The sequence below is a fragment of the Clostridia bacterium genome (assembly GCA_024653205.1).
In the GTDB taxonomy this organism is placed as follows: domain Bacteria; phylum Bacillota; class DSM-521; order Neomoorellales; family SLTJ01; genus JANLFO01.
This window is the reverse complement of record JANLFO010000001.1, coordinates 131,634-154,090: the sequence shown is the minus strand read 5'-3', so window position 1 is coordinate 154,090 and position 22,457 is coordinate 131,634. Positions and strand designations below refer to the sequence as shown.

Here is a 22,457-nt window from a genome sequence, read left to right as displayed (position 1 = left end):
GTCTCCTCACCTCCGATCCGAAGCTTTCACCGATCACGAACCCGCCCGTCCCGCCGGCGGCACCGGAGGTCTGAGGCCCCGCGCCTCAAGATAGTCACGTACCAGGCGGAAGGCCGTCTTCTCCCGGGGACCGCCGGTCCTTTCCACCAGCCTCTGCCAGTAGTCCCAGCAGGCCAGAACCTCCGGTCCCACATAACCCACCCGGGTAGCGGCTATCGTGGCCTCCAGCACCGCCCACTGGGCCCGGCAAAAGCCCTTGAACCCGCCGTGGCCGCCCACAGTGTGGACCACCCGGCCGGTAACCCGGTCAACCCTTGCTCCCCGCCGCACCTCCTCCTCCGCCGCCACTACAACGAATTCCCACCGCCCCGGCGCGCCTCTCATCCCCGGCGGACGCACCGCGAACGACGGTTCCCATTCCGGTAGGGCGTCGAAGAGGGCCGTGGTTACGTAGAGCAGCACGTCGTCGACGAGATTGACTACCCCCTGTCGCACTTCCAGAAGGTTGGCCCCGGTTCGCGACCCCCGGTACACCCGGAGCCCTATTTCCGCCCCGCGCCCGATGTCTGCCTCCTCCACGACCACCCCCATCGGGGCAAAGTTGGGGTTTCCCGCCGCGTCCGCGCTGGACACTATGGTCTCCCGGATCACGAACTCCTCCCCCTGCCGTCCCGCTCATCCAGGTATCCCCACCGCAGCGGGCAATCCTGAACGTACTTCTTGCCCAGCCGAAGGGCGGTCTCGGCCCTCTCCAGCTCCCGGCCGAGATAGAACGCGTGCCCGGGGTCCGACACGTCAAGCGCCTCGAACAACTCCTCGGCGCGGCGGCCGCGGACGAAGACGGAGCGGTTGAAGACGTATATGCTTTCCGCCCCTACAAAAATCCGATAGTGGCGGTCTCTTACCAGGGCCTGCATCTCCGTCAGCTCTTCCTCACCGAACACCTCCCGCCGCGGTTCCTTAAGCACCAGAAGGCCGTAGTCCACGTGCTTGGGCAATCTGCCCAGAGTCCGTGCCCGGTGCATGAGGCGGCGGGCAAGGGCTACTTCCCGCACCGCACCCACGGCCCGGGCGCTGACCTCGGTGGTCAGGACGTAGTCTATTTCCAGTTCTGAGGCTATCCCCACCAGCAAAGCGTTGATCCCGATGCTGTCTGCATCCACCAGTTCGGTGACGTTTCCCAACCCCATGAGGAACGGTTTGTCCGGAAACTCGTGCCGCAGGCGCAGGTAACGCTCCAGGGACCGGGCCAACCCCAGCCCGGGCGGCTGGAGTATGGGGTCGATTACGTAGGTCCTGCCCCACCTCTCCATAGCCTCGATCACCCGGTACAGGGACGCCAGGTCGTCTTCCTCCTCGGGGATCACCACCGCCGGGCAGGAGAGTTCGGGAATCAGGGGCAGGTGGCGGAGGCTTAGGCTCAGGAGCAGGTCCGCCCCCGCCTCACTTGCTTCCAGGAGGTCCTCAGACCGGCAGCCGTCCACACTCACGCGGAAACCTTCGTCCTTGAGCGCCCGGATCACCTTCCCCAGACCGGGAAATGGCCTATCCGCAAAGCATCCGAGGTCGATAATGTCCGCGCCGCTTTCGCGGTAATAACGGGCCCGGCAGAGGATCTCCTCCCTGCCCAGCCCGGCGGCATCCACGATTTCCGCCAGGATCTGGGGTCTCCGGGGCGGCCGGGCATCCTCCCCGGGAGGATCTCTCCCCTCCAGGCCCATTTCTTGCCTCCAGAAGACGGCAAGGTCCTTCAGGTCGTCCGGGCCGCGGAGGACCCGGCTGCCGGTTGCCCCCTGTATGGGCTCGAGGGGCCCCACACACCTTCCCGGTATGACCACAACTTCGGGCCGGGCGGGCCACACACTCCGGGCCAAGCAGCGGGCGATGTATTCGGTACTCATCAGCGCCGCCACCCGGCGGTCCAGCACCTTGATCTCATAGCCGCCGGGCGGAAGAATCCCGGCCACTTCCCGCTCCAACGCCCTGGCGGCCAGCTTTCCGGTAACGAAGACGTACATCCTGCACCCCCTAGCCGGCCCGACCGCTATCCCTGACCCAAGCCCGAAGCCGGTCCCCGAGTTCTTCAGTACTGCGGACCACCGTCACCCCCGGCCAGGACGAAAGGCGCTCCGCGTTTTCCAGATCTATCGGACGGGGAAAAGCCACCACCCGCCTTCGGCCCGGAGCTTCGGAGACTACCTCCCCTGTCGTATCGGTGGGAAGCACTACCAGCGGTATCCGGCACTTGCCCGCATGGGCGAAAAGGTTGGTGACCACCGTATCGGATATCCCGCAGGCCATCTTGGCCACCGAGTTGGAGGTGGCCGGGGCGATCACCACCAGGCGGTAGATCGAGGTGTACAGGCGGCCTACCGCCCGGTTACCGTTCCGATCGTCCCGGTAGAACCGGCGCGCCGCCTCCTGGATCGTCTGGAGGAGCCCGTAACTCCTGAGCACCTGATACCCTGCCTCGGTAACGAATACGTCCACTTCCTTCAGCGAACGGAGAAGCTCCGCGCACTCCCGGAGAAAATGTCCCGCGCCGGTAATCCCCCAGGCAATGCTCATGGGTTCAGTTCTTCCCCCGTCCGTAAAGGGCCATGGTGTTCTCCTCGGCCGGACCGCACAGGGCGCCGCGGTTCATGGCGGCCGCACCGAAAACCTGAACGCGAGCACCGAAAGCCAGCCGGGCCTTTCTCACCAGGTCCTCGACCTTCCCGCGGGGAGCAAACCCGTAGACCGTCGGCCCCCAGGAACTCTGGCCCACCCCTGCCGCTCCGTGCCGCAAGAAGAATTCCGCCAGCTCCGCCCCCAGCCCGGTGGAGAATACCCCTCCCTGGACGGAAGCAAAGTACCCGCCGATCGTCTTCTGCATGGCGGTGACCGCTTCTCCAAAGGCCACCAGGTCCTCCTCCACCACCGCCGGCAGAAGCTTCATCAAGACCAGGCGGGCGAGATACCCGGCAGTCCCCTCGTCCATGGGTTCGAGCCCGGCGAAGGCTGCTGCCTCCTCTTCCCCGGCCACTTCCCGGACGGAGGGCGGCAGGCCCACCACAATTCCCCAGCTCCTGGGAAACGGAATCCGGGCAGTTACCGGCGGAAGGGAACGCCGTGGAGGCGATCCGGGAGAAGGCACCCGCAGACCGCCATCAACCACCAGGCCGCCATGGGCAAAGGCCGCCACCCCGATGCCGGATCGGCTCCCCTCCCGGTCGGTTACCTGCGCCAGTTCCCAAACCGAAGGGCGGAGGCCGTACAGCCGGGTAACCGCTACGCCCACCGCCAGGGCCAGCTGGGTTCCCGACCCCAGCCCCCTGTGGGCAGGTATGGAGCTGAGAATGCGCAGGCGGGCCCCCGGCAGGGAGTAATGATCCAGGTACTCCTGCACCAGGGCCGCCGCCCGGGAGGCGGCACTCTCCTCGACCTCCCCCGATACTTCCACGCGAAGCCCCGAACCTCGTTCGACCACCACCTCCCAACCGGGGCGCTCGATGGCCACCCCTACGCTGCCGAACCTCCGACCGAGGTTCCCGCACAGGTCAAGCTGGCCCAGGTGCAACCTGGCTCCCGTGCGTACCCGTACCCCGCCCATCTCTGTCTCCCCTCCGTGAGGGGGCGTCCCGTTCGAGCGCAGGACGCCCCCCGGCACCGTCAAGGCCCGGGAACGCCCCGGGCCAAGCTCGGGCGCAGCTACTCCTTCTGCTTCACCACACCCTCATAAACCAGGACCGCCAAAAGGGCTCCGATAATGGGCCCCACCAGATAAGCCCAGAAGTTGGCCCAGAGGTTGGGGCCCCCTACCAGGCTGTCGATCAGGTAGGGTCCGAAAGTACGGGCCGGATTGATGCCACAACCCGAAATGTTGCCCAGGGTGGTGATCAGACCGCCCACGGTGAGACCGATGATGAGGCCGGCCCAGCCCTGCGGAGCCCTGCGATCCACGGCGATGCCCATAATGGTCAACATGAGAACAAAGGTGCCGAAAGTCTCGGCCCAGAAAGCCTGGAAAACGGTAAGTCCCGGGAAGGGAGCGGGAGCGCCAAGCCCGCCTACCGTGGAGCCCTCGTACCCCAGCAGACCCAGCAAGGTGAGAGAGCCCAGCGCCGCACCCAGAAACTGAGCCACCAGGTAAGGTACCAGCTCTTTGGCCGGAAGCTTCTTGCCCGCCCACAGCGCTATGCTCACGGCGGGATTAATGTGGCACCCCGATACCGGGCCGAAAACGTATATGGCGGCGGCGATAATGATGGCGAAGGCCATGCCGACGGCAAACCAGTCTCCCAGCCCGCCGAGGGCCCCGATACCGATGTTAAAGCTGGAGGCCTTCTGCTCGCCCGCTGCCAACATCAGCGTCACCGCGGCGGCTCCCGGCCCCACGATCACCAGCATCCAGGTGCCGATGAGTTCGGCCAGAAACTTCTTTCCCAGGGAGTAAGCCATGGCAATCCTGCTCCTCCTTCTTTGTGAGAACTGACCGGAGCCAAAAAAGAAGGACGGGCAGCGCGCCACTCCACCCCGGTTCGCAGCTGCGCACCGCCATGACGCCGACCGCCCGTCCCTTGCTCCCTCGCCCGTCTCCACCTCTGCTTCGGGTTCCTCTCCTTACACCGCTTCCTTCCAGTTGCAGTGGTTGTGACGCTTGACCAGCGTGCACACCGCACAGTCCTTGCACACCCGCGCCGGCGAACCGGGCTTTGTCGGCTCCAGGGCGATGATGTTGGTCATCAGAGTGGCGGTCACCGGCTCGCTGGTGAGCAGGCAGGGGAAGTCGGCCAGGCGCATCAGCGAAGAGAACCTCACGGTTATGGCGCAAGCGGGATAGGTGTACCGCTGCGGGTTGCTCAGCACCTCGTTCTGGTCCACCGGAGCGAGCTGCACCTCCACGCCGCGCACCTTGCCGCCCGAACCTATGGGCGCGGGCTCCAGAATCTTGGCGCCCCGGAGGATCATGTCCATGAAGTCGCAGTTATGCAGCTCCGCCGCCGCTCCCCGGTTCGGGTACATCTGGACGTAGTTGGTGAAACGCTTAACCAGCAGATCGACCACCATGGGAACGGTAAACCCGTCTTTCTCCAGGATGTAGGCGGTGGCCGCCGCCGTAGATCCGGTGGCCACGCTGAGAACGTCGTAGGCGCTCTTGTAGCCCTGCTGCAGGCCGTGGTTCAGGGTTTCCTCCATAACCCGGGAAACCGCGTCGATGATGGCCATGGTTACGTCGTCCTTGGCCATGTTGTACATCGACTGGCTGATGTGGTGGGCCACATCTCCCACACAGTAAGCGGGTACGGTTACGATGTTGCCGTAGTGGACTCCGGCCTTGACCGCCGCCTCCACCGCGGGCTTGATGCTCTCCTTATACCTTTCCATGTAGGCTTTCACGTCGAACGAGGCATGGCCGGCCTCGGCCATGAGCTTGGCCTGGGCCTCGATCGGCCGATCGTAGACCAGCTTGAGGGTCTCGATCTCTGCCCTTACCGCTTCGGCAACCGTCTTCCCGGCTTCCAGCGCCGCGGCGAAAGCCGCCCCTATTCCGTAGGAGGTATTCATTCCCCAGGACTTGGCCGACAGGATGGCCTGCTTGTACGCCCTATCGATGTCGAGACCGTTCAGGATCGTATTCACCACGTTGCGGGTTGAGCCGGGGCAGAAGGCAAAGTCCACCACGCAGGTGGGGCCGTAAAAGCCCCCGTAGCGGCGGACCGCCTCCCGGCCGATAAGCACCTCGTTATCCTCGATGGCTTTGATGAAGGCTTCTACCGCCCTGCGGAAGGGCGGGTCCAGTGCGTAGAGGATTTCCAGAACCGCCGGCGTCTGATAGTGCTCTACGAAGGGATCATCCTCTGGCCGCACCGTGTCGGTGAGCTGGCAGAGAATCTGGTAGTGGGCATTGACCGAATCCACATGGAGCCGGAAGACTTCCGCACTCTGCCCCTCGGCGGGCTGCATACCGTTGACCGCGTCCACGTAGGGTTTGGCGTCGGTAACGCGAAAACGGCTACCGCGCTTTTCCCTGATCACCTCGAGGTCCGCCTTTTGTGCGGCCATGGCTTCGGCCGCCATCTTGGAATAAAGGGCTTCACTCACTGCTCAACACCCCCACCGGAAGACTTTTCAACTAAGTCTGTCTACGCAACTACCATGCCAGCCCCTCTTAGGGATGAAGTGCAGCTGCCAGGCCCTTTCTGCGTGCCGCAGGTGCGCGGCCTGTGGCCCAATCTGAAGCATGTGTCACCTGTTGCCTGACACAGGTGCTACATGATCTTTCGAGGCACGCTGATCCCGTATCTCTTGAGCTTTCGGTACAGGGTGCTCCGGCTGATGCCCAGCACGCGCGAACACTTGGCAATGTTACCCTCAACCGTCTCGAGCGTTTCTACTATCAGCTGGCGCTGCTGACGATAAAACGCCGCCTCCGGCAAGTGGGGGACCGTCAGGTTGGCCGTCCCGCCGGCCTTGAGCATCGCCTGCAGGTAGTCGGGCAGATGCTCAACGGCAATGGGCTTTCCCTGGGCCAGGTTGACCGCCCTCTCGATCAGGTTGGACAACTCCCTAACGTTTCCCGGCCAGGAATAGAGGTAGAATATGTCCAGCACCGCCGGGTCTATCTCATTGGGCGGCATGCGTAAGAGGGCGGAAAACTTCTGGATGAAGTGCTGAACCAGAAGGGCGATGTCTTCCCTGCGCTCGCGCAGCGGCGGCACCCTGATGCTTACCACGTTGAGCCGGTAGTAGAGATCGCCCCGAAAATTGCCTTTCTCCACTTCCTTCTTTAGATCCCTATTGGTCGCGGCGATCACCCTGATGGTCACCGGGATTGGCTTTAACCCACCCACCCGTACCACCTGTTTCTCCTGAAGCACCCGCAGGAGGGCCGCCTGCGTCTCCCAGGGCATGTCGCCCACCTCGTCCAGGAAAACCGTCCCGCCGTTGGCCAGCTCGAACTTGCCCGGCCGACCGCCGCGCCTGGCGCCGGTAAACGCCCCCTCCTCGTACCCGAAAAGCTCGCTCTCCACCAGCTCCCGGGGAATTGCCCCACAGTTTATGGCCACAAACGGCCCCGCCGCCACCGGGCTGGCGTTGTGAATGGCCTGGGCGAACATCTCCTTGCCGGTTCCACTCTCCCCTTCCAGCAATACGGTCGACGTGCTGCGCGCCACCGACTTGGCTGCCTGGATGGCCCGGCGGATGGACGGGCTGCTGCCCAGAATATCCTCGAAGGTGAAACGCGCACTCGCGCCCACCATCTTGGTTATTAACCTGTGCACGCTGCCCATGGGCCGCAGGGTGACCACGCCCCCGCACACCTTCTGCTCTCCGTCCAGTATCGGCCGCCCGGACATCAGGAAATACATGGGGCCTCGCCCCGTGTCTACGAAGATCTCTTGATCGGTGAGCACCTGCTGGCCCTCAATGATATTCCTAATGGTCGCCGTCGGCAGGTTGAGCATCTTGTCCAGCGGCTGTCCCAGGCAATCGGCTACGGTGACCCCCAGCATCCTGGCCGCCACGTGGTTCACCATGGTCACCGATCCGTGGTGGTCAAAGGATACCAGCCCGTCGGAGATGGCCTCCACTATGGCGGCAATATTGCTGTAGGAACGAGAGATCTCCGCACCGGCCGCTTCCAAGCGCAGATGATTCTCGATGGCCTGAACGGCCGCCACCACCATTCCCAGGGTGTGGGCGTGAGCCCGCCGGTAGTCCCCGGAGACGTCGAGAATTCCGATCATCTCGCCGTCCTCGTTGCGGATGGGAGCGGCAGAGCAAGTCAGCCAGTGGTTAGCCCGGCAGTAGTGCTCGGTGGCGTACACCTGCACGTGCTTCTGCTCCACCTTGGCCAGGCCCATGGCGTTGGTTCCCTTGCTTTCTTCGTCCCAGAATTCGCCCACCCGAAAGTAGTAGTCCCGATTGAGGATTTCTTCGTCGCCCATGAGCTCGAGGATGCAGGCTTCCCGGTCCAGCAGAACCACTACAAAGCCGGAACCCGTAACCAGGTGGTAGAGCCGCTCCAGAAAGAGCCGGGCAATCTCGATCAGCCTGGCGTACTGCTTTCGTCGGGCTCTTATTTCGCCGTCGTCGAGCCGCTTGGCTACCGGCCGCTCGGGACTGAGGTTCCTCGACAGACACCGCTGCCACGATTGAATAATGGCCGGGTCCACGTACCTGGCCGCCGTGTCGGGACTGCCGCGCCGAAAAACAACGGCCTCCCAGAGACGATAAACCCTTTCTACTCGGTTCTGCCCCATCTGGTCCACCCCTCCCCAATCTAGTAGCCGAGTCCTCCCACCGACGGTAACCGGCCCTAATGAAGATGCTGTCCCGGAAGATGCCGTGACGCACAAAGGACCCTGTTCGCGGGGCAATCCGGATAAGTGTAGTCAGAAAGCCAATCCTCCGAAGAGGACTGCCTAGGCCCCCATGGCCGGCCATGCGGGTGCCGTTTGTGGGTTTGTCCAAACTAGGAAGCAACAACAATGCCAGGCCCGTGCCCTGACTGGTAATTTCATGCAGCACGGTAGTGTCCCGAAACGGCACATCGGTTGCGTATGCCTGCCGGTCAGGTTGACTGCCCGTAGCCTGCCGAGGTGGAGGGAGATTCCTGTAGCGCTCCGCTACATGTGCCAGGATGAGCCATAAAGAACTCCGTAAAGCGCGGGCCGAAGGAGGGTCCAATACCCAATATGGCGCCGGGTTGGGGGTTTTGGGTCACGCAGGTGAGGGCAATGGCACTCCTGCCTCCGCCCGCACCGGGCAAAGGCATGGCAACACCTCCGGGGTTGGCCGGATCAACCGCCGGCAGGTGCGCCGGGCTCGGACGCCGGTCAGGCCGGCGCCGAGGCGCTCCGCACCTGCCCTCCGGCCCTGAAAAACGGCAGCAGCACCAGCACCCCGCAGAGGAAGCAGGGCAGGGCCAGGACAAAGAAATTCAGGCCCGCGCCGAACCCCGCCACCTGCAGGGCGCCTACCAAAACCGGCCCCAAAATAGATCCCAGCCGTCCGAAGGTAAGCGCCCAGCCCACCCCGGTGGAGCGGACCCGGGTGGGATACACCTCTCCTGCCACCACGTGCTGGGGCATAGGCACGGACAATATGAAAGCGCCGGTAGCGGCAGCCGCCACCACCAGGCCAAGCCCGAGGAGACGGCGGCGAGAAGGCACAGGGCCGCGCCGCCGAGCAGGTAGTAGCCCGCCAGCACCGGCTTGCGGCCCCAGCGATCCATGAGCAAGCCGGAAACCAGCCCTCCCCCCACGGCGCATACCGACTGAAACATGCCCAAGCCATAGCCCTGGGTGACGGAAAAACCTGAAGCCAGGAGGAGGGAAGGCAACCATATAGAAAGCCCGTAAACGGCCAAGAAGGCGAAGAAATAGGTGATCCAGAGCAGGAGCGTAGTCGGCGCCAGCCCTGACCCGAAAATGTCCCGAGCCCGGCTCCCGGATGATGCGGTGACGAAGGCGAAGTGTTGCCGGCCCCATTCCCGGGGCGGCGTCCCGGCCGCCGCCTCCAGGCGCCGGACTTCGCGGAGCGCCTCCAGGTAGCGGCCCCGAACGCTCAGGAACTGTACCGACTCCGGCAGCCGGAGCCAAAACAGAGGAAGCAGCAGCAAGGGAAGCATGCCCACCAGCAGGGCCGCCCGCCACCCCAGGGTGGGCACAATCAGCATCCCGCCCAGCGCCGCCACGGCCCAGCCGAGATTAAACCCGCAGGCCATGATCGTCACCGCCTTCCCTCGGGCCCGGGCAGGGGCATACTCGGACACCAAGGCAATAGCTATCGGCAGCGCCCCACCCATGCCTATGCCCGCCAGAAAACGCAGTATCGCGAACCAGAAGAAGCCTCGCGCCAGACCCGCAAGCCCTCCGAAGAGAGCAAAAACGGTCACCGCCAGCATCAGAGCCCGTTTGCGCCCTATGCGGTCCGCCACGGCCCCCAGGACCGCGGTGCCCACCATGAAGCCCATGAAGGTGTAGGAGGAAAGAGTGCCGCCCAGGACCGGGTTGAGGCGCCAGTCCCGCATGATTTGGGGCAGGGTGTAGGCGATAATTTGGGAGTTGTAACCGGAAAAGAGCTCCACCGATCCCACCAGGAGCATCAGCCCGTAGTGAAACCGGTTCAGGCGCAGACCATCCAGCCAGCTTACTACCGTTTCGTCCTCGGTCAGAAGCCGTCCCCCCAAACCGTAAGTTTTGCCTAAATATTCGTTGCCGCCGGCCGTTCTCCTGCCCCTGGAAAAGCCGATGGCCCGTTGCCCCGGATTTCAAGAGGGTAGCCCGGGCCCGGCGAGCCGGCCTCATTATGAGTCCCCGATTAGCCCAAGAAAGATCTCTACCAATTTAGGGTCGAACTGCCTCCCCGCACCCCGCTTCAGTTCCGCCACCGCTTCCTGATGGCTCAGCGCCCTCCGGTAGGGCCGATCCGTGGTCATCACCTCGTAGGCCTCCACCACCGCCAGTATCCGGCACAGGAGGTGGATTTCCTCTCCGCGCAGGCCCTGCGGGTAACCCGTCCCGTCCCACCGCTCCCGGCACTGAAGGATAAGGTCGGCCACCGAGGCCAGCTCGGGCGAGGACAGCGCTATGCGGTACCCGATCTCGGGGTGGCGCTTAACCTCCTTCCACTCTTCCGTCGAAAGCGTGCCCGGCTTGAGAAGAATATGCCGAGGCACACCGAGCTTACCGATATCGTGTACCTCTACCAGCAGGCAGAGACGGTCCATCTCCTCCCGCGAAAGCCCCACCGCCTCGCCCAGCGCACAGGCCATTTCCCGCAGGCGCTCGCTGTGCAGGTCCTTCTCGGCCAGCACCGCCTTTAGCACCCGGAGTACCGCCAGGCGCGGCTCGCGCCCTCTGGCCAGCTTGTCCCGGTACATGGCATCGTCCGCTTCCTTGTAGACGGACCACAGGGATACGGAGGCGTCCTGCGCCGCCGCCGTGCCGATAGAAAGGCTCAGCGGCAACTCGGGGTGGGACAGGTTATCCTCCTCCACCTCCGCCAGTATCCGCTCCGCCACCGCCTCCGCCCCCTTCCGGTCGGTACCGGGAAGGAGCACCACGAACTCGTCTCCGCCCACCCTGGCCACCACGTCCGAAGCCCGCAGGCAGGCCGCTATCGCCGCGGCCGCCCGGCGCAGAAGCTCGTCGCCCCGTTCATGCCCGAGCGCATCGTTTACCACTTTTAGCCCGTCCAGATCGCAGATCACGAAGCTCACAGGGAAAAAATGGCTCTTCTCCAGGCGGCGCAGCTCCTCTTCAAAGTAGGCACGGTTGTAAAGCCCGGTGAGGGTATCGTGGGTGCTAAGGTACTTCAGCTCCTCTTCCGCCTTCTTACGGTCCCCGATGTCGCGAATGCACTGGACGGCGCCGATCAGCTTTCCGTCCGGGGCGTAAATCGGCGCCGCCAGGGTCCAGAAGCGAAGCCCCTTGCCTTCGCAAGCGTTCGGGGCAAACCCCTCGGCGGCCACGACCTCGCCCATGCGCTCTATCTTGTCGTACTCCTTCTCCCACTCCCTGCCGTTGCCCAGCACCAGGTTGACCAGCAAGGGCCGGGGCTGACCGTAAAAGGGAACGGCGCAAGCGTAGCCACCCTTCCCCAGTATTTCTTCCTTCTTGACTCCCGTCATCTGTTCGGCGGCCCGGTTCCACACCAATACCTTTCCCTCGCGGTCCACGGCCAGGGTGGCGTCGGGAAGATAATCCACAACCTGCTCCAGGAGGATCGCCCTCTCCTCCGGCTGGCCCCGGCCGAACCCCGAGCCGGCGTGCAAGATCCCCTCAAGCAAATCTTTGGCCGCTCCCACCGCTTCCTCCGGAAGCAGGTCCACCAAGGCGTGAAGTTCTTCCCTGCTCACGCGTATATCGCCTCGCCGCCGCCGACCATTACGCCGGCGGACCTCCTCTGTGAGAATAGCAATTCTTCACTCATAAGGCAAGTCCTTCCTAGAAGGAAAGGCTCCGCCTTGGGAGGTCAGGCAGCGCGGCCCCTCCTCCCATCTGAGGAAGCGTTCGCCGCCCACCCGGACAACTATGCCATAGCCGAACACCACTTGCGCCGGGCCCTAGAGTGCCTTTTGGACATAGGGCGGCACATCGTGGTAAAGAAGAGACTTCGGCCGCTTTGCCGGCTATATCCTGGAATACCTGGAAAGCGAAGGCCAAAACCCGGTTACCCGGGAGGGGTCTGGGCGTCCAGGTCGAAGGCCTGGCGCACCCACGTCCACAGCTCCTGCTCGTCCGGGAGCTGCGCCCGCCGCCAGGGGCCGGTCAAGCTCCGAGCGGCGGCCAGTTTCTCCGAAAGTTCGGCCACATAGCCGGACAGGCCGGCCCGCAGGTACTCCTCCAGCGCCGCCCGCACCAGGGGTTCGTCGCACACCAGGTAGGCGGCGGCCCGCACCGCCCGGCGGCCCCGGTTTACCACCGGCAGCCAGGGCGGGGCAAAGCGGTCGTGGCGGTCGGCGGCCAAAAGGCGTAAGTACCGCTCCGCCTCCAGGGCGCCCAGCACCGGCTTTAAAAAGAAGCGCTGGTCTCCCGAAACCTTGAGCAGGGTTCGGCCGTGGCTGCGCAGCAACAGAGAGGCCGCCACTCGACGCCCCTCGCGAGCTTCCCGCTCGTACCGGGCCACCGAGAGGTAGGTGCCGCCGGCCTCGGGAACCTCCCGGCCAGGCCCCGACCCAGCCGGCCGGGCCTTATCTCCAGAAGGAGAAACCCCGGCCGCGAACGCCGGCCCGGCCCTCCCCTCGAGGGCTTTATACCCCGCCTCGTCGCCCGGCTTTTTCGGCGGTACTCTTTCCCGCCAGTCCGGCCCCAGCTTGCCGCGTATGTCCCGGAGGACCGCCTTCACCGTGCCCGAAGCTATTCCCAGGGCCGCGGCTATCTGGCTCCGGCTGTACCCCGCCCTCGCCAGGGCGGCCACTTCCCTCTCGAAGGGCGTCAGAAGACTATGCCATCTTCCCACCCACCAGCCTCCCCTTACGGTCCACGGACCTGCCGCAGCCGCAAAGTACCGGCCGATAGAAAGACCGCTCGGCGGCCATCGTCTGCGGACAAACCTGCCGCCCTTCAAGGAGAGCGTCCGGTCCCCTGCACGGGCCGCAGGGCCCCGTACCTACAGCTCCTCGCCGGCGCCCTCGGTGCCTTCCCCGCGGTCCGTCCGGCGGCCGGCGCCGTCGCCGTAGTAGTACCGGTAGTGGTAGTAATAGTACCCCTCGGTATCGGGCCTGAGCCCGTTGAGCACCGCGCCCAGCAGGCGCACCCCGGTGCGCTCCAGGGCTTCCTTGGCCTCCTTGAGCAGGTCGGTGCGGGTAACCCCCGCCCGGGCCACCAGAATGGCGCCGTCCACCAGGGGCGCCAGCACCGCCGCGTCGGTGACCGCCAGCACCGGAGGCGTGTCCACCAGCACCAGGTCGTAGGCCGCGGCCAGGGCCGGCAGCAGCCGCTGCATGCGGGCCGAGCCCAACAGCTCCGCCGGATTGGGCGGGATGGGACCGCTCGTGAGGACAAACAGGCCGGGCAGGTCGGTGGAGCGAACCAACTCCGCAAAGTCCAGGTCCTCGACCAGGGCGTTGGTGAGCCCCCGCCGGTTCTCCAGCTTGAAGGCCTTGTGCATCACCGGCTTGCGCAGGTCGGCGTCCACCACCAGCACCCGGCTCCCGGCCTGGGCCAAAACCACCGCCAGGTTGGCCGCCACCGTAGACTTTCCTTCTTCCGGCCCGGCGCTGGTGAAGAGGAGGCTCCGCAGGGGCTGGTCCGGGGAAGTGTAGCTGAGGTTAGTTCTCAGGGTACGAAAGGCCTCGGAAACCGGCGAGCGCGGATGCCGTTTGGTCACCAACAGCGGCCGACGGTCTCGGTCCTCCCCCGCCACGCCTCGCCCACCCCCTTCCTAACCCTGGCTTCGGGCACCGTGCCCAGCACCGGCAGGCCCAGGTGCCGCTCCAGGTCTTCCGGCTCCCGCACGGTATTGTCCATGTACTCCATCAACAAGGCCAAGCCCACCGCCACCACCAGGCCCACCGCCGCAGCCACGGCCAGGTTCAGCCTCTTGTTGGGCTTCACCGGTTGGTCGGGCACCAGGGCAGGGGCGGCCAGCAGCAGGGAGACGGAGCCCAAATCCATAGAGCGGGCCACCTTGGTCTCCGTGATCTTCTCCGCCAGCAGGGCCTCGGCCTCTTCCAACTGCTGCACCTGGCGCTCCAGGCGCGAGCGCTCCGTGGTCTTGGCGGTAAGCTCCGCCTGCAACTGCTCCAGCCCCTTCTGCACTTCGGCGATGAGGCTACGGAGACTCGCCATCTGGGCCTCCTTTTCGGCAATGGCCGCCTCCTTCTCCGCCACCGCCTGCTGCAGGCTAACGTAAACCGGGTTCACCTCTTCCACCGTCACCGTCAGCGGGGTCGCCGGCGCCGAGCCTTCCCCGGCGCCGCCTGCTCCCACCAGGGCGAGGGTTTCGGCGGAAACCGGCTTCTCCACCTTAATGGTGGGCGAGGTGGAGCTCAGGCGCTCTGCCAGGGCCGCCCGCGCCGCCTCGAGCTGGGCCAGCTCCACCTGGGCCTGGTCTAGCTGGGACTGGTACTGGGTGAGGTCGGCCATGCGCTTTTCCGCTTCCTTCTGGAGCAGATCCACGCCGCGGGGCTTGGAATTGAATTCCCCAAGCGCCGCGGCGGCCTTGGCCAGGTCCTGCTGCACGCTCTCCCGCTGCTGCTCCAGGAACTCCACCGACTTGGCCATCTGGGCCTGGCTGTTCTCGGAGATGAAGCTCAGGAACTCCTGGGCCAGGGTGTTGGCGATGTCCGCGGCCAGCTTGGGGTCGCTGTGCCGCACCTTGATCTCGATAAGGTTGGTATCCTTCACCGCCGTAGCCTGGACCATCTTGCCCAGGCTAGCCGGGGTGTAGAGCACGGGGTCCAGGTTCAGCCGCTTGATGACCCGCTGCAGCACCGCCTCGGCCTTCACCTGCCCCACGTAGGTGTTGACCGTCATCTGGGGCAGGCGCGAAACCGTGCCCACCACCTGCTCCAGGCCTTCCTCCTGCTGCCGCACCTGCTGCCGGTCGGCGGGCTGGGTGACGATCAGCACCGCCTTCGCCTCGTAAACCGGGGGCAGAACAAAGAAGCTGAAAATACCGCTGGTCACCACGGCAATGACCGTGAACAGCACGATCATGGTCCGCCACTTACGGATGATCCGCAAATAATCGCGCAGGTCCAGCGTCTGCAGTACCGGCGCGGATCCTGTGACTCCCGGTTCCATACTACCCCTCCAACCCCGCCGGGCTGTGCCGTTGCCGGTCGATACTCTTCACCCGCCGCTCCCCTCGCTTATCCCTACTTTTCGACCCCAACTCGCCATATCCTTCCTGGCCCGTCGGCATCTGGCGCCGAAAATGCGCCGGCTCAGCGGCCGCGCAGCAGATTCTCGTACTCCTGCCTGGCGCCGGGGTAAAGGCGCAGCACCTCCCGCGCCTCCTCCTCCCGGCCGTCCCGCGTCAGGGCCGCCGCCAGCCAGGGCGCGGCCTCCCGGGCCAGGTTCTTGTCCTTGTAGGCCACCTCTAAGGCCGCCGCGGCCTCGCCCGGCCGGCCCAAAAGGTAGGCGGCCTGGCCGTACACCAGCCGCAGGGCCGGAGTGACGCGCAGGGCCGGGCCCTGCCAGGGAATCTCGGGACGGCGGCGCGCCGCCTGCTCTTCCACCCGCTCGGGGAGCTTCAGAGCCATCTCCAGCAGCCGTTGGGCGTCTTGCTCATAACCGAAGCGCGAGTAGTACTGAGCCCCGCCCACGTAAGCGCGTCCCAACTGCTCCCAGGCGCCCACGTCCCAGGGGTTGGCCCGCACCACCGCCTCGGCCTCGGCCACCGCCTCGTCCACGTACCCCTGGAGCAGGTACACCAGGGAAAGGGCAGCCCGCACCTGAGGGTTGTAAGGCTCGGCCCGGGCCGCCTCCCGGGCCAGGTCGCGGGCCCGCGCCAGGTCCTCCTCGCGGTTTTCGGCCAGGCCTAAGGCGGTCAGCACCTGGGCCAGATCGGCGGCGTAGGTGGCGGTGTAGGGGTCCAGGCGCCGCGCCTCCTGGTAAAGGTCCCGGGCCCGCACCAGCTCCTTGGCCTCCATGGCCCGGGCCGCCTCGGCGCCGACGCGCCCCGCACGGTAGAAGCACCACGACGGATAGAGCAGCAACACCGCCAGGGCCGTGGCCACCAGCGGCTGCGCCACCGGGTGGCTAAACATTCGCCCCAGCCTCTCCCGCGCCGGCCCCGTCCGCCGGGCCCGCCGCGCCGCCCGGTACCCCTCCTGCGCCCGCACCGCCCCCCAAAGGGACCAGAGCACGTAGGCCAGGGCCGGCAGCGAAAGGTTAAAGTCAAAGAAGCTATGCGCCCCCAGGGCCAGGGCTCCCACCCCGGCTGCCCAGATCAGAGCCCAGGCCTCTTCATCTTCCTCCGGGTCCAGGCGGCGCCGCAGCCGCCACAATTGGCGGCCGAAGCCGTACCAGGCCAGGCCGAAGGCCGCCAGGCCCAAAAGCCCGGCTTCCACCGCCACCTGGAGGAAGTGGTTGTGCACCTCGGTGGAAAAATAAAGGGTATCCTGGTAGCGGTGGTAAAGCGCGTTCCAGGCGCCGCCGCCGGCTCCGACCAGCGGGTAGTCCGCCAGCAGGCGCAGGGCGTCGCGGTCATACATGAGACGCATCTGAAAGCTGGGATCGTAGCCGGCAATGGCCTGGGCCCGGGCCAGAACCGGCGAAGGCAGGAGGGCTCCGGCCAGCGAGGGCGCGCCCTGCCCGGCCAAAGCCAAATAGAGCACGGCCACCAGCGCCGCGTAAACCACCCCGCCGAAACCCACCGCCCGCCGCACTCTCTCCCGGGCGTGGCGCCGCAGGAGCCGGTCACCGAAGTACACGCCCACCTGCACCCCGGCCACCGCCGCCGCCCCAAAGGCCAGGGCGCGCAGCGCCGCCGGCCCCTCTCCGGCCATGGCCGCGGGCAGGAAGCTGCGGGTAGCCAGCACGGCCGCGCCCACGCTGACGAAAAGGCCGAAAAGCGTGCGGTACACCCGGACCCGGGGCAAAAGCAGGCAGTAGGCCAGCGCCGCCAGGCCGTACATTATCCAGCCGCCCCGGGACTGGCTGCCCAGAAGGGCCACTACCAGGGCGAACTGGCCCAAACCGTAGAGCACCATAGGCGCCGGCCGCCACCGCCGGGCCTGCAGGGCCAGGCCGCCCAGCGCCGCCGTAGCCAGGTAGGCGGCCAGGGCGTTCTTGTACTGAAGAGTGGACATGATCACCCGGCCGTCAAAGGCACCTGGGTAGTAGAGGTAGCCGGCCGCCGCGGCCAGCCCTACCAGGGCCACCCCCACCGCGGCCCAAAAGTGAAGGGCCAACACCCGCGTCAGGCCCTTCGGGCCCGTGGCCAGCCGGGAAACCATGAAATACAACAGGGCGTAGCTCAACGCCTTGAAAAACGCGGATACCGCGTTAGGGCGCGACACCGGGGCGACAAGGGAAAGAAGGTAGGCGCCGGCGAAGGCCAGCACTGCCCAGTCGAGAAGGTCAAGGGAAACCGGGCCCTGCCGCCGCAGGAGACGGTCGGCCAGCCAGAGGAGAAAAACCGCGGCCAGGAATACCTGGGTGGTCAAGAGGTCCGGAGCAAAAAACAGGCCGCGCAGGTACGGCGGCACCACCAAAAGCGCTCCCACCCCGGCCCAGACCAGGGGGCGAAGATTGATATGTAAAAGCGGCGGTTGTTTCCCGCCCGCGGACGAACTTCCCATCTACCGAAACCTCCCGTTCCGGGTTCCGGTTCATTCACTTCGCCGCGGCGCGGGAAACTCCTGCCAACTATTCCCCCCGGGTGCTGAGACAACGCCGGGCAAAGGCCACCTGCTCGGCCAAGCGCGCGGCCACCCTTTCCGCCACCTCGGAGGAAAGCCTTTCCACGTCGGCGGTTCCGGCCGCCTCCCGGATGATCTCCCTAATCTGAAACTCGTAGTAGCCGAGCTGCCGCAGCTCCCGCACCAAAGCCCGAATCCGCTCCCGGCCTGCCACCACACCACCCCCGCAACCGGTCTTTACTGGGGCAGGCCGGTTTCGCCATTGGCTCCGCCGGCCCCGCGGCGACCATCAAAAAAGGGCCGGTTTCATTGCCTCCTGCCGTGCCGGATTGCACTTTCTGCAAGTCAAGTCAAGTAAAGAAACTTTGCCGCCCGGAACCGGAAATCCTTCCGCGAACCGGGGCAAAAAGTGTCGGCTTCGCTCGGCTCCGCTTAAAGCCCGAAAAGCGCGGCCGCGTTCTGCCAGGCCAGGCGCCGCGCCGCCTCGGCACCGGCTATTCTCTCGGCCCTGACCACAGCCCCGGCCAACAAGGCCGGCCGGTCCGGGCCGTGGGCGTCGGAACCCAAAAAGTGTACCAGGCCCCGCCGCACCAAGCCCGCCGCCGCCCGGGCCACCTCCCCGCCGTAGGCGCCGGTGAGGCTCCCGCCGTTCACCTGAACCAAGGCACCCCGCTCTACCGCCGCCGCCAGCCACTCCGGCCGGCGCCGCACCCCGGCGCAGCGCTCCGGGTGGGCCAGAACCGGCGTCACCCCGGCCAGAGCCAGGGAAAACAAAACCTCATCCGCCCAGCGGGGAACCTCAGCCAAGGGCAACTCCACCAGCAGGTGAGTTCCCAGGTCCCCCAGAGTGAGGATCTTGCCCCGGCCCACAAGCTCAGGCAAGGCGGGGTCCAGATAGGCCTCGGCGCCCACCAAGAGCCGCAACCGAGGGTCCGGACCGGCGGCCTCCCCCCCGGCGGTATCGGACGCGCACGCGACCTCGGACGGTCCGACGCCGCCGCCCGGATCTGCCGCGCGGGCAAGGTTGGAAGCTTCGGTGGCGGCCGTCTCGGCCCGGGCCGCCGAGGCAGGCCTTCCCGTGCCCAGGGTTACGGGCACCACGCCCTCGAGGCGGCGGGCCAGCTCTTCTGCCGCGGCCTTTATCTCGTCCGGCGAGGGCTCGTAGCTGCCGACCATATAATGAGGTGTCAGCACCATTGCCCGCGTGCCCGCCTGATAGGCGGCCGCAATGAGCTCCTCCGCCTCCTCCCAGGTAGAGGCGCCATCGTCCAGACCCGGCAGCAGGTGGGTGTGGCAGTCGAAGAACGGCTCCTCTGGTGTCGCACGTCTACCCAGGCCGAACCACTTCATGGTCCCGCGCTCATTTTACCTTGGTAACCGGCTGGTCCGGGTGGGCCGGATTGGGAACCACGCGCTGGGCCACGCAGTCCACCAAAAGGTCGAGCTTCTCCAGCACCGTCAGGCCGATTATGACCTCGTCGCCCAGAACCAGGGCCTCCTCCAGCGTATCCCGGCCCTGTAGCTCTATCACCAGCGGCTCGGTTACGCCCACCGGTTCCTTGCGCCCGTCCGCATACTCGGCCACCCTCTGACCCCGCAGGGCCAGACCCGGGCGTTCCACCACCTGCGGCGGCACCACCGATCTCACCGCCCCGGTATCCACCTGGGCGTCCGCCTCGTAGCGCCGGACTTCCCCGGGCCGGATCTGGCCCCGGCGGGCCAAGGCCTCATCTACCGCATTGGTCAGTCTAGCTCTAACCCGCACCTCGCCCATGCCTTTTAGACGCCTCCCCAGACTGCGCCTGAACCGGCGGCTACTCCCATTATAGCATAGCCGTGGCTACGGAAAATCGAGGGGAGCGGGTGCGGGGCCCGCTCCCCCGTTCCTTTCCGGGTCCCGGCTACTTTGCCGGTTGCCCGGGCGCGTATGCGCCTCTCCGCTTACTCGTTAAGCTCGCCCAGGTTCACCAGGGCCCGCTTCAGCATGACCGTGGCCTCGGCGCGGGTGGCCGTGCCCTTAGGCACCACCGTATCCGCGGTGCGGCCGCGCAGGATGTTCGCGCTCACCGCCGCGGCCAGGGCCTCTCTAGCCCAACCGCCGATCTGCCCGGCGTCGCTAAACCGCGCCAGGACGGTCTCCGGCGGCCCGGCCAGGACCGGACGCTTGCCCGCATAGACCAAAGCCCGGTAAACCATGGCCGCGATCTCCTCCCGGGTGATGCGCGCCTCTGGCCGGAAGCTGCCGTCCGGATACCCGCCCACCAGCCCGGCGGCGCGGGCGGTCTCCACGGCGCCGTAGTACCAGTCAGAGGCGGCCACATCCGTGAAGCTGGGCGCTGTGGGCTTAGCCTCGGTAATGCCCAGGGTACGGATCAGCAGGGCCGCGAACTGGGCCCGCGTAACCTGCCCGTTAGGCTCGAAGAGGGTCTCGCTGACCCCACCGGCGATGTGCCGCGCGGCCATGATCTCCACGTCCCGCTTGGCCCAGTGGCCCACCAGGTCGGCGAAGGTCTTCTCGTAGGCCATCACCGCGTACTTGGCCAGGGTCAGGGCCGCCACCTTGGCGGTCACCGTGTCGGCCGCCTTGTCTACCCGGCCGCCGATGTACTCCCAGGTACGGGTGGCCTCGTTATACCGGTATAGACCCAGCTTATCCTCGTCCAGGGCCACAGCAGCCACCTTCTGCCCCCGGAACAGTCCAAAGACATCCAGGGCCGCCAGAAGCCCGCTCCGGGCCGAGGTCGCTCCCGCGTAGCTCAGGGTGAGGGTGCCGGGCAGGGCCTTGCCGTCGAAGGCCAGTTCCAGCACCGCCACCGGGCCGGCCAGCCGATAATCCGCCGGCATGGCCACCGCCTGCCTGGCCTCCGCCTCGGAAAGCACGGTCAGGCTAAGGCTCAGCTCCGCTTCGGGCTTGGCCTCGAATTGAGCTTTGAGGTCGGCGGGAAGCTTAGACGGGTCGAAAGCCACGCAGGTATCGGGGGTACCCAGCAGCAGGCCAACGCCGGCGTTCAGGGCGGCCAGGACCGCCTGGGCCGGAGCCTCCACGGTGAGGGTCTTGAGGGTCACGTCAGCGGGCGGGGAAACGCGCAGGTCCACCGCGGCCTGGCCGGCCTGCTTGGCCTGCTGGGCCAGGTCGGCGAGCAGGTCCGCGTTCACCTGGACCGTGCCCTTGCCGGCCTCCTCATCCCAAGCCACGGTGCCGAAAGGAGTGGGAGTGGCTTCCTCCTCGGTTACGGGCGCAGGGGCAGCAGCAGGACCACCTCCGCCACTTGGGGGCCTCGGCTGCACCTCCAGATAGTACTGGGTATCCAGCGCGTCGCCCGCAGCAAACGCCAGCACGAACTTATCCCCGTAGCCCAGCTCATAGTTGGAGGCCACAAAGTTGTAAACGATGCTGTAGGCGTAGTAGGTCGTGGAACCTACTGTGCCGTATACCTCGTAGGTGATCGAATAGACGGTGTCCTTCACATAAACCGTCTGGCGAACGTCGCCGTCTACCATCACCTTGAACAGCAGTTGCTCGAATATCCCATCGAACTCCTCCGGGGTAAGCGGCTCTAGCTCCAAAGTTAGTTTGGCTCCGCTGCGGGGGACCTCGGTAGGATCACCTTCATCCGAGCTGAGGCTTTTCCCCTGATACTTGGCGTCAAATTGGAGCGGATCGGGCTGGGCGTAACCGGGGCCGGGCAGTGCGGTCACCGCCAGCGTAACCAGGAAGGCCACGAAGAGGACCAGGCACAGGTTGCCCGCTAAGTAGCGATCGCGGCTGAACAGCTTTAGCATCTCGTTTCACCTCCTTTCCGCCGCAGACTTAAGAAATACCAGGATTATTCTACCATGCTTGGCACGGCTCCGCAACCATACTGCGCAACTTCGCCCGCTTTGCCGGGGTGTATCCTGCAGTAGATAGAAGGGGAAAGTCCCGGTGGGCCACCCTGAACCGCACCCGTAGCGCCTTGAGGGCTTTTCGGCCACTTGCCGGGCCAGAAAGCCGGCTGGCGCCGCGCTAGCCCCTTATCCGCCCCAGTTCCGTAGCCCGGTCGAGCAAATCGGCATCAGATGCCCCCGACCTGCCGTCTTCCTGGGCTGTAAGAACGTCAACACCCCGCAGTCGCAAACCGGTGGTAATGGCTCGAGGTATATGTTCATCCAGGTAGAAAGATACGGTCACTAAAGGGACTCCTTTGTCCGCCTCAACCTGGCGGTCAGGCTAGGCGCGGCCAAATCCTTTCTGAACCTGGCCAGCTTCTTCAAACGTTTGCCAATCTCTTTCTCCATTTCCTCTTGGTGATCAGCATAGTACGCCAGCGCTGAGTAAATTTGACCCAGGCTCAAATATGGATGCTGAAAACGGATCTCTTCCGGGCTCCAGCCATAGGCCAGCTTCTCTGAGATAAGTTCTACAACTTTTAGGGTCGTCCCAACGATAATCGCATTGCCCTTGTGGTCTAGGGCTATATATCTGTACTCTGCTTCCGGCAAGGTCACATCCGTACCCTCCTGAATTGGCTCGGGATGATTTGCGGAGGCAAAAATAACAATACGCTCTCACCACCGCACGCCCTATCAGGACTATTCTACCACAAAATAGGGGCGATGGCGCCGAACACCGCCGGGAACCAAGGCCGTATACCACCACGTGCGCCCCTTTGCG

General features: G+C 65.6%; 19 protein-coding genes and 1 pseudogene. All 20 read right to left on the bottom strand.

The window, feature by feature from the left end; genetic code table 11:
• Positions 1-33: 33 nt before the first annotated feature.
• Positions 34-651, bottom strand: a complete 618-nt coding sequence (locus tag NUV99_00760) for a DUF447 family protein (protein ID MCR4418677.1) — start codon at positions 649-651, stop codon at positions 34-36.
• Positions 648-2,018 carry a DUF6513 domain-containing protein gene (locus NUV99_00755; protein MCR4418676.1) on the bottom strand — a complete coding sequence of 457 codons (1,371 nt, stop codon included), beginning with the start codon at positions 2,016-2,018 and terminating at the stop codon, positions 648-650. Before NUV99_00755 ends, NUV99_00760 begins: the two co-directional genes overlap by 4 nt.
• Before the next feature lie 10 nt (positions 2,019-2,028).
• Entirely contained in the window at positions 2,029-2,568 is a 540-nt protein-coding gene (locus NUV99_00750; protein ID MCR4418675.1) for a flavoprotein, read from the bottom strand.
• Positions 2,569-2,572: 4 nt separating this feature from the next.
• The gene (locus NUV99_00745) at positions 2,573-3,592 is read right to left on the bottom strand and encodes a hypothetical protein (GenBank protein MCR4418674.1); all 1,020 of its coding nucleotides are present in this window, start codon (positions 3,590-3,592) and stop codon (positions 2,573-2,575) included.
• 98 nt (positions 3,593-3,690) lie between these two features.
• The gene (locus tag NUV99_00740; GenBank protein ID MCR4418673.1) at positions 3,691-4,440 is read right to left on the bottom strand and encodes an aquaporin family protein; all 750 of its coding nucleotides are present in this window, start codon (positions 4,438-4,440) and stop codon (positions 3,691-3,693) included.
• Positions 4,441-4,602: 162 nt separating this feature from the next.
• Positions 4,603-6,084 (bottom strand): DUF2193 domain-containing protein, encoded by a 1,482-nt coding sequence (locus NUV99_00735; GenBank protein MCR4418672.1) that lies wholly within the window; start codon positions 6,082-6,084, stop codon positions 4,603-4,605.
• Between the two features lie 167 nt (positions 6,085-6,251).
• Positions 6,252-8,246 (bottom strand): sigma-54-dependent Fis family transcriptional regulator, encoded by a 1,995-nt coding sequence (locus tag NUV99_00730; GenBank protein MCR4418671.1) that lies wholly within the window; start codon positions 8,244-8,246, stop codon positions 6,252-6,254.
• 576 nt (positions 8,247-8,822) lie between these two features.
• Positions 8,823-8,981 (bottom strand): hypothetical protein, encoded by a 159-nt coding sequence (locus NUV99_00725; protein ID MCR4418670.1) that lies wholly within the window; start codon positions 8,979-8,981, stop codon positions 8,823-8,825.
• Positions 8,963-10,177, bottom strand: a complete 1,215-nt coding sequence (locus NUV99_00720) for an MFS transporter (GenBank protein MCR4418669.1) — start codon at positions 10,175-10,177, stop codon at positions 8,963-8,965. The genes NUV99_00725 and NUV99_00720 overlap by 19 nt, the downstream gene beginning before the upstream one ends.
• Before the next feature lie 117 nt (positions 10,178-10,294).
• Positions 10,295-11,848, bottom strand: coding sequence for a diguanylate cyclase (locus NUV99_00715; protein ID MCR4418668.1), 1,554 nt, complete (start codon positions 11,846-11,848; stop codon positions 10,295-10,297).
• A 314-nt stretch (positions 11,849-12,162) separates the two neighbouring features.
• Positions 12,163-12,951, bottom strand: a complete 789-nt coding sequence (locus NUV99_00710; protein MCR4418667.1) for a helix-turn-helix transcriptional regulator — start codon at positions 12,949-12,951, stop codon at positions 12,163-12,165.
• Positions 12,952-13,101: 150 nt separating this feature from the next.
• On the bottom strand, positions 13,102-13,857 hold the full coding sequence (locus NUV99_00705; GenBank protein MCR4418666.1) for a CpsD/CapB family tyrosine-protein kinase: 756 nt from the start codon (positions 13,855-13,857) through the stop codon (positions 13,102-13,104).
• Positions 13,818-15,239 carry a Wzz/FepE/Etk N-terminal domain-containing protein gene (locus tag NUV99_00700; GenBank protein ID MCR4418665.1) on the bottom strand — a complete coding sequence of 474 codons (1,422 nt, stop codon included), beginning with the start codon at positions 15,237-15,239 and terminating at the stop codon, positions 13,818-13,820. The genes NUV99_00705 and NUV99_00700 overlap by 40 nt, the downstream gene beginning before the upstream one ends.
• 143 nt (positions 15,240-15,382) lie before the next feature.
• Entirely contained in the window at positions 15,383-17,743 is a 2,361-nt protein-coding gene (locus NUV99_00695; protein ID MCR4418664.1) for an O-antigen ligase family protein, read from the bottom strand.
• A gap of 67 nt (positions 17,744-17,810) precedes the next feature.
• Positions 17,811-18,017, bottom strand: coding sequence for a hypothetical protein (locus NUV99_00690; GenBank protein MCR4418663.1), 207 nt, complete (start codon positions 18,015-18,017; stop codon positions 17,811-17,813).
• Positions 18,018-18,235: 218 nt separating this feature from the next.
• Positions 18,236-19,153, bottom strand: coding sequence for a hypothetical protein (locus tag NUV99_00685; protein ID MCR4418662.1), 918 nt, complete (start codon positions 19,151-19,153; stop codon positions 18,236-18,238).
• Between the two features lie 10 nt (positions 19,154-19,163).
• Positions 19,164-19,577 carry a clan AA aspartic protease gene (locus NUV99_00680; protein ID MCR4418661.1) on the bottom strand — a complete coding sequence of 138 codons (414 nt, stop codon included), beginning with the start codon at positions 19,575-19,577 and terminating at the stop codon, positions 19,164-19,166.
• A 167-nt stretch (positions 19,578-19,744) separates the two neighbouring features.
• Entirely contained in the window at positions 19,745-21,586 is a 1,842-nt protein-coding gene (locus NUV99_00675; protein ID MCR4418660.1) for an S-layer homology domain-containing protein, read from the bottom strand.
• 232 nt (positions 21,587-21,818) lie between these two features.
• Positions 21,819-21,974: pseudogene (locus tag NUV99_00670) on the bottom strand (DUF5615 family PIN-like protein).
• Positions 21,974-22,291, bottom strand: a complete 318-nt coding sequence (locus NUV99_00665) for a DUF433 domain-containing protein (protein MCR4418659.1) — start codon at positions 22,289-22,291, stop codon at positions 21,974-21,976. The pseudogene NUV99_00670 and the gene NUV99_00665 overlap by 1 nt, the downstream one beginning before the upstream one ends.
• Positions 22,292-22,457: the final 166 nt, after the last annotated feature.

Bases quoted from the DNA above. Each gene is read 5' to 3' on its own strand.
- NUV99_00750 (MCR4418675.1), bottom strand. From the start codon at position 2,568: ATGAGCATTGCCTGGGGGATTACCGGCGCGGGACATTTTCTCCGGGAG.
- NUV99_00730 (MCR4418671.1), bottom strand. From the start codon at position 8,246: ATGGGGCAGAACCGAGTAGAAAGGGTTTATCGTCTCTGGGAGGCCGTT.
- NUV99_00745 (MCR4418674.1), bottom strand. From the start codon at position 3,592: ATGGGCGGGGTACGGGTACGCACGGGAGCCAGGTTGCACCTGGGCCAG.
- NUV99_00700 (MCR4418665.1), bottom strand. From the start codon at position 15,239: ATGGAACCGGGAGTCACAGGATCCGCGCCGGTACTGCAGACGCTGGAC.
- NUV99_00755 (MCR4418676.1), bottom strand. From the start codon at position 2,018: ATGTACGTCTTCGTTACCGGAAAGCTGGCCGCCAGGGCGTTGGAGCGG.
- NUV99_00675 (MCR4418660.1), bottom strand. From the start codon at position 21,586: ATGCTAAAGCTGTTCAGCCGCGATCGCTACTTAGCGGGCAACCTGTGC.
- NUV99_00740 (MCR4418673.1), bottom strand. From the start codon at position 4,440: ATGGCTTACTCCCTGGGAAAGAAGTTTCTGGCCGAACTCATCGGCACC.
- NUV99_00685 (MCR4418662.1), bottom strand. From the start codon at position 19,153: ATGAAGTGGTTCGGCCTGGGTAGACGTGCGACACCAGAGGAGCCGTTC.
- NUV99_00680 (MCR4418661.1), bottom strand. From the start codon at position 19,577: ATGGGCGAGGTGCGGGTTAGAGCTAGACTGACCAATGCGGTAGATGAG.
- NUV99_00695 (MCR4418664.1), bottom strand. From the start codon at position 17,743: ATGGGAAGTTCGTCCGCGGGCGGGAAACAACCGCCGCTTTTACATATC.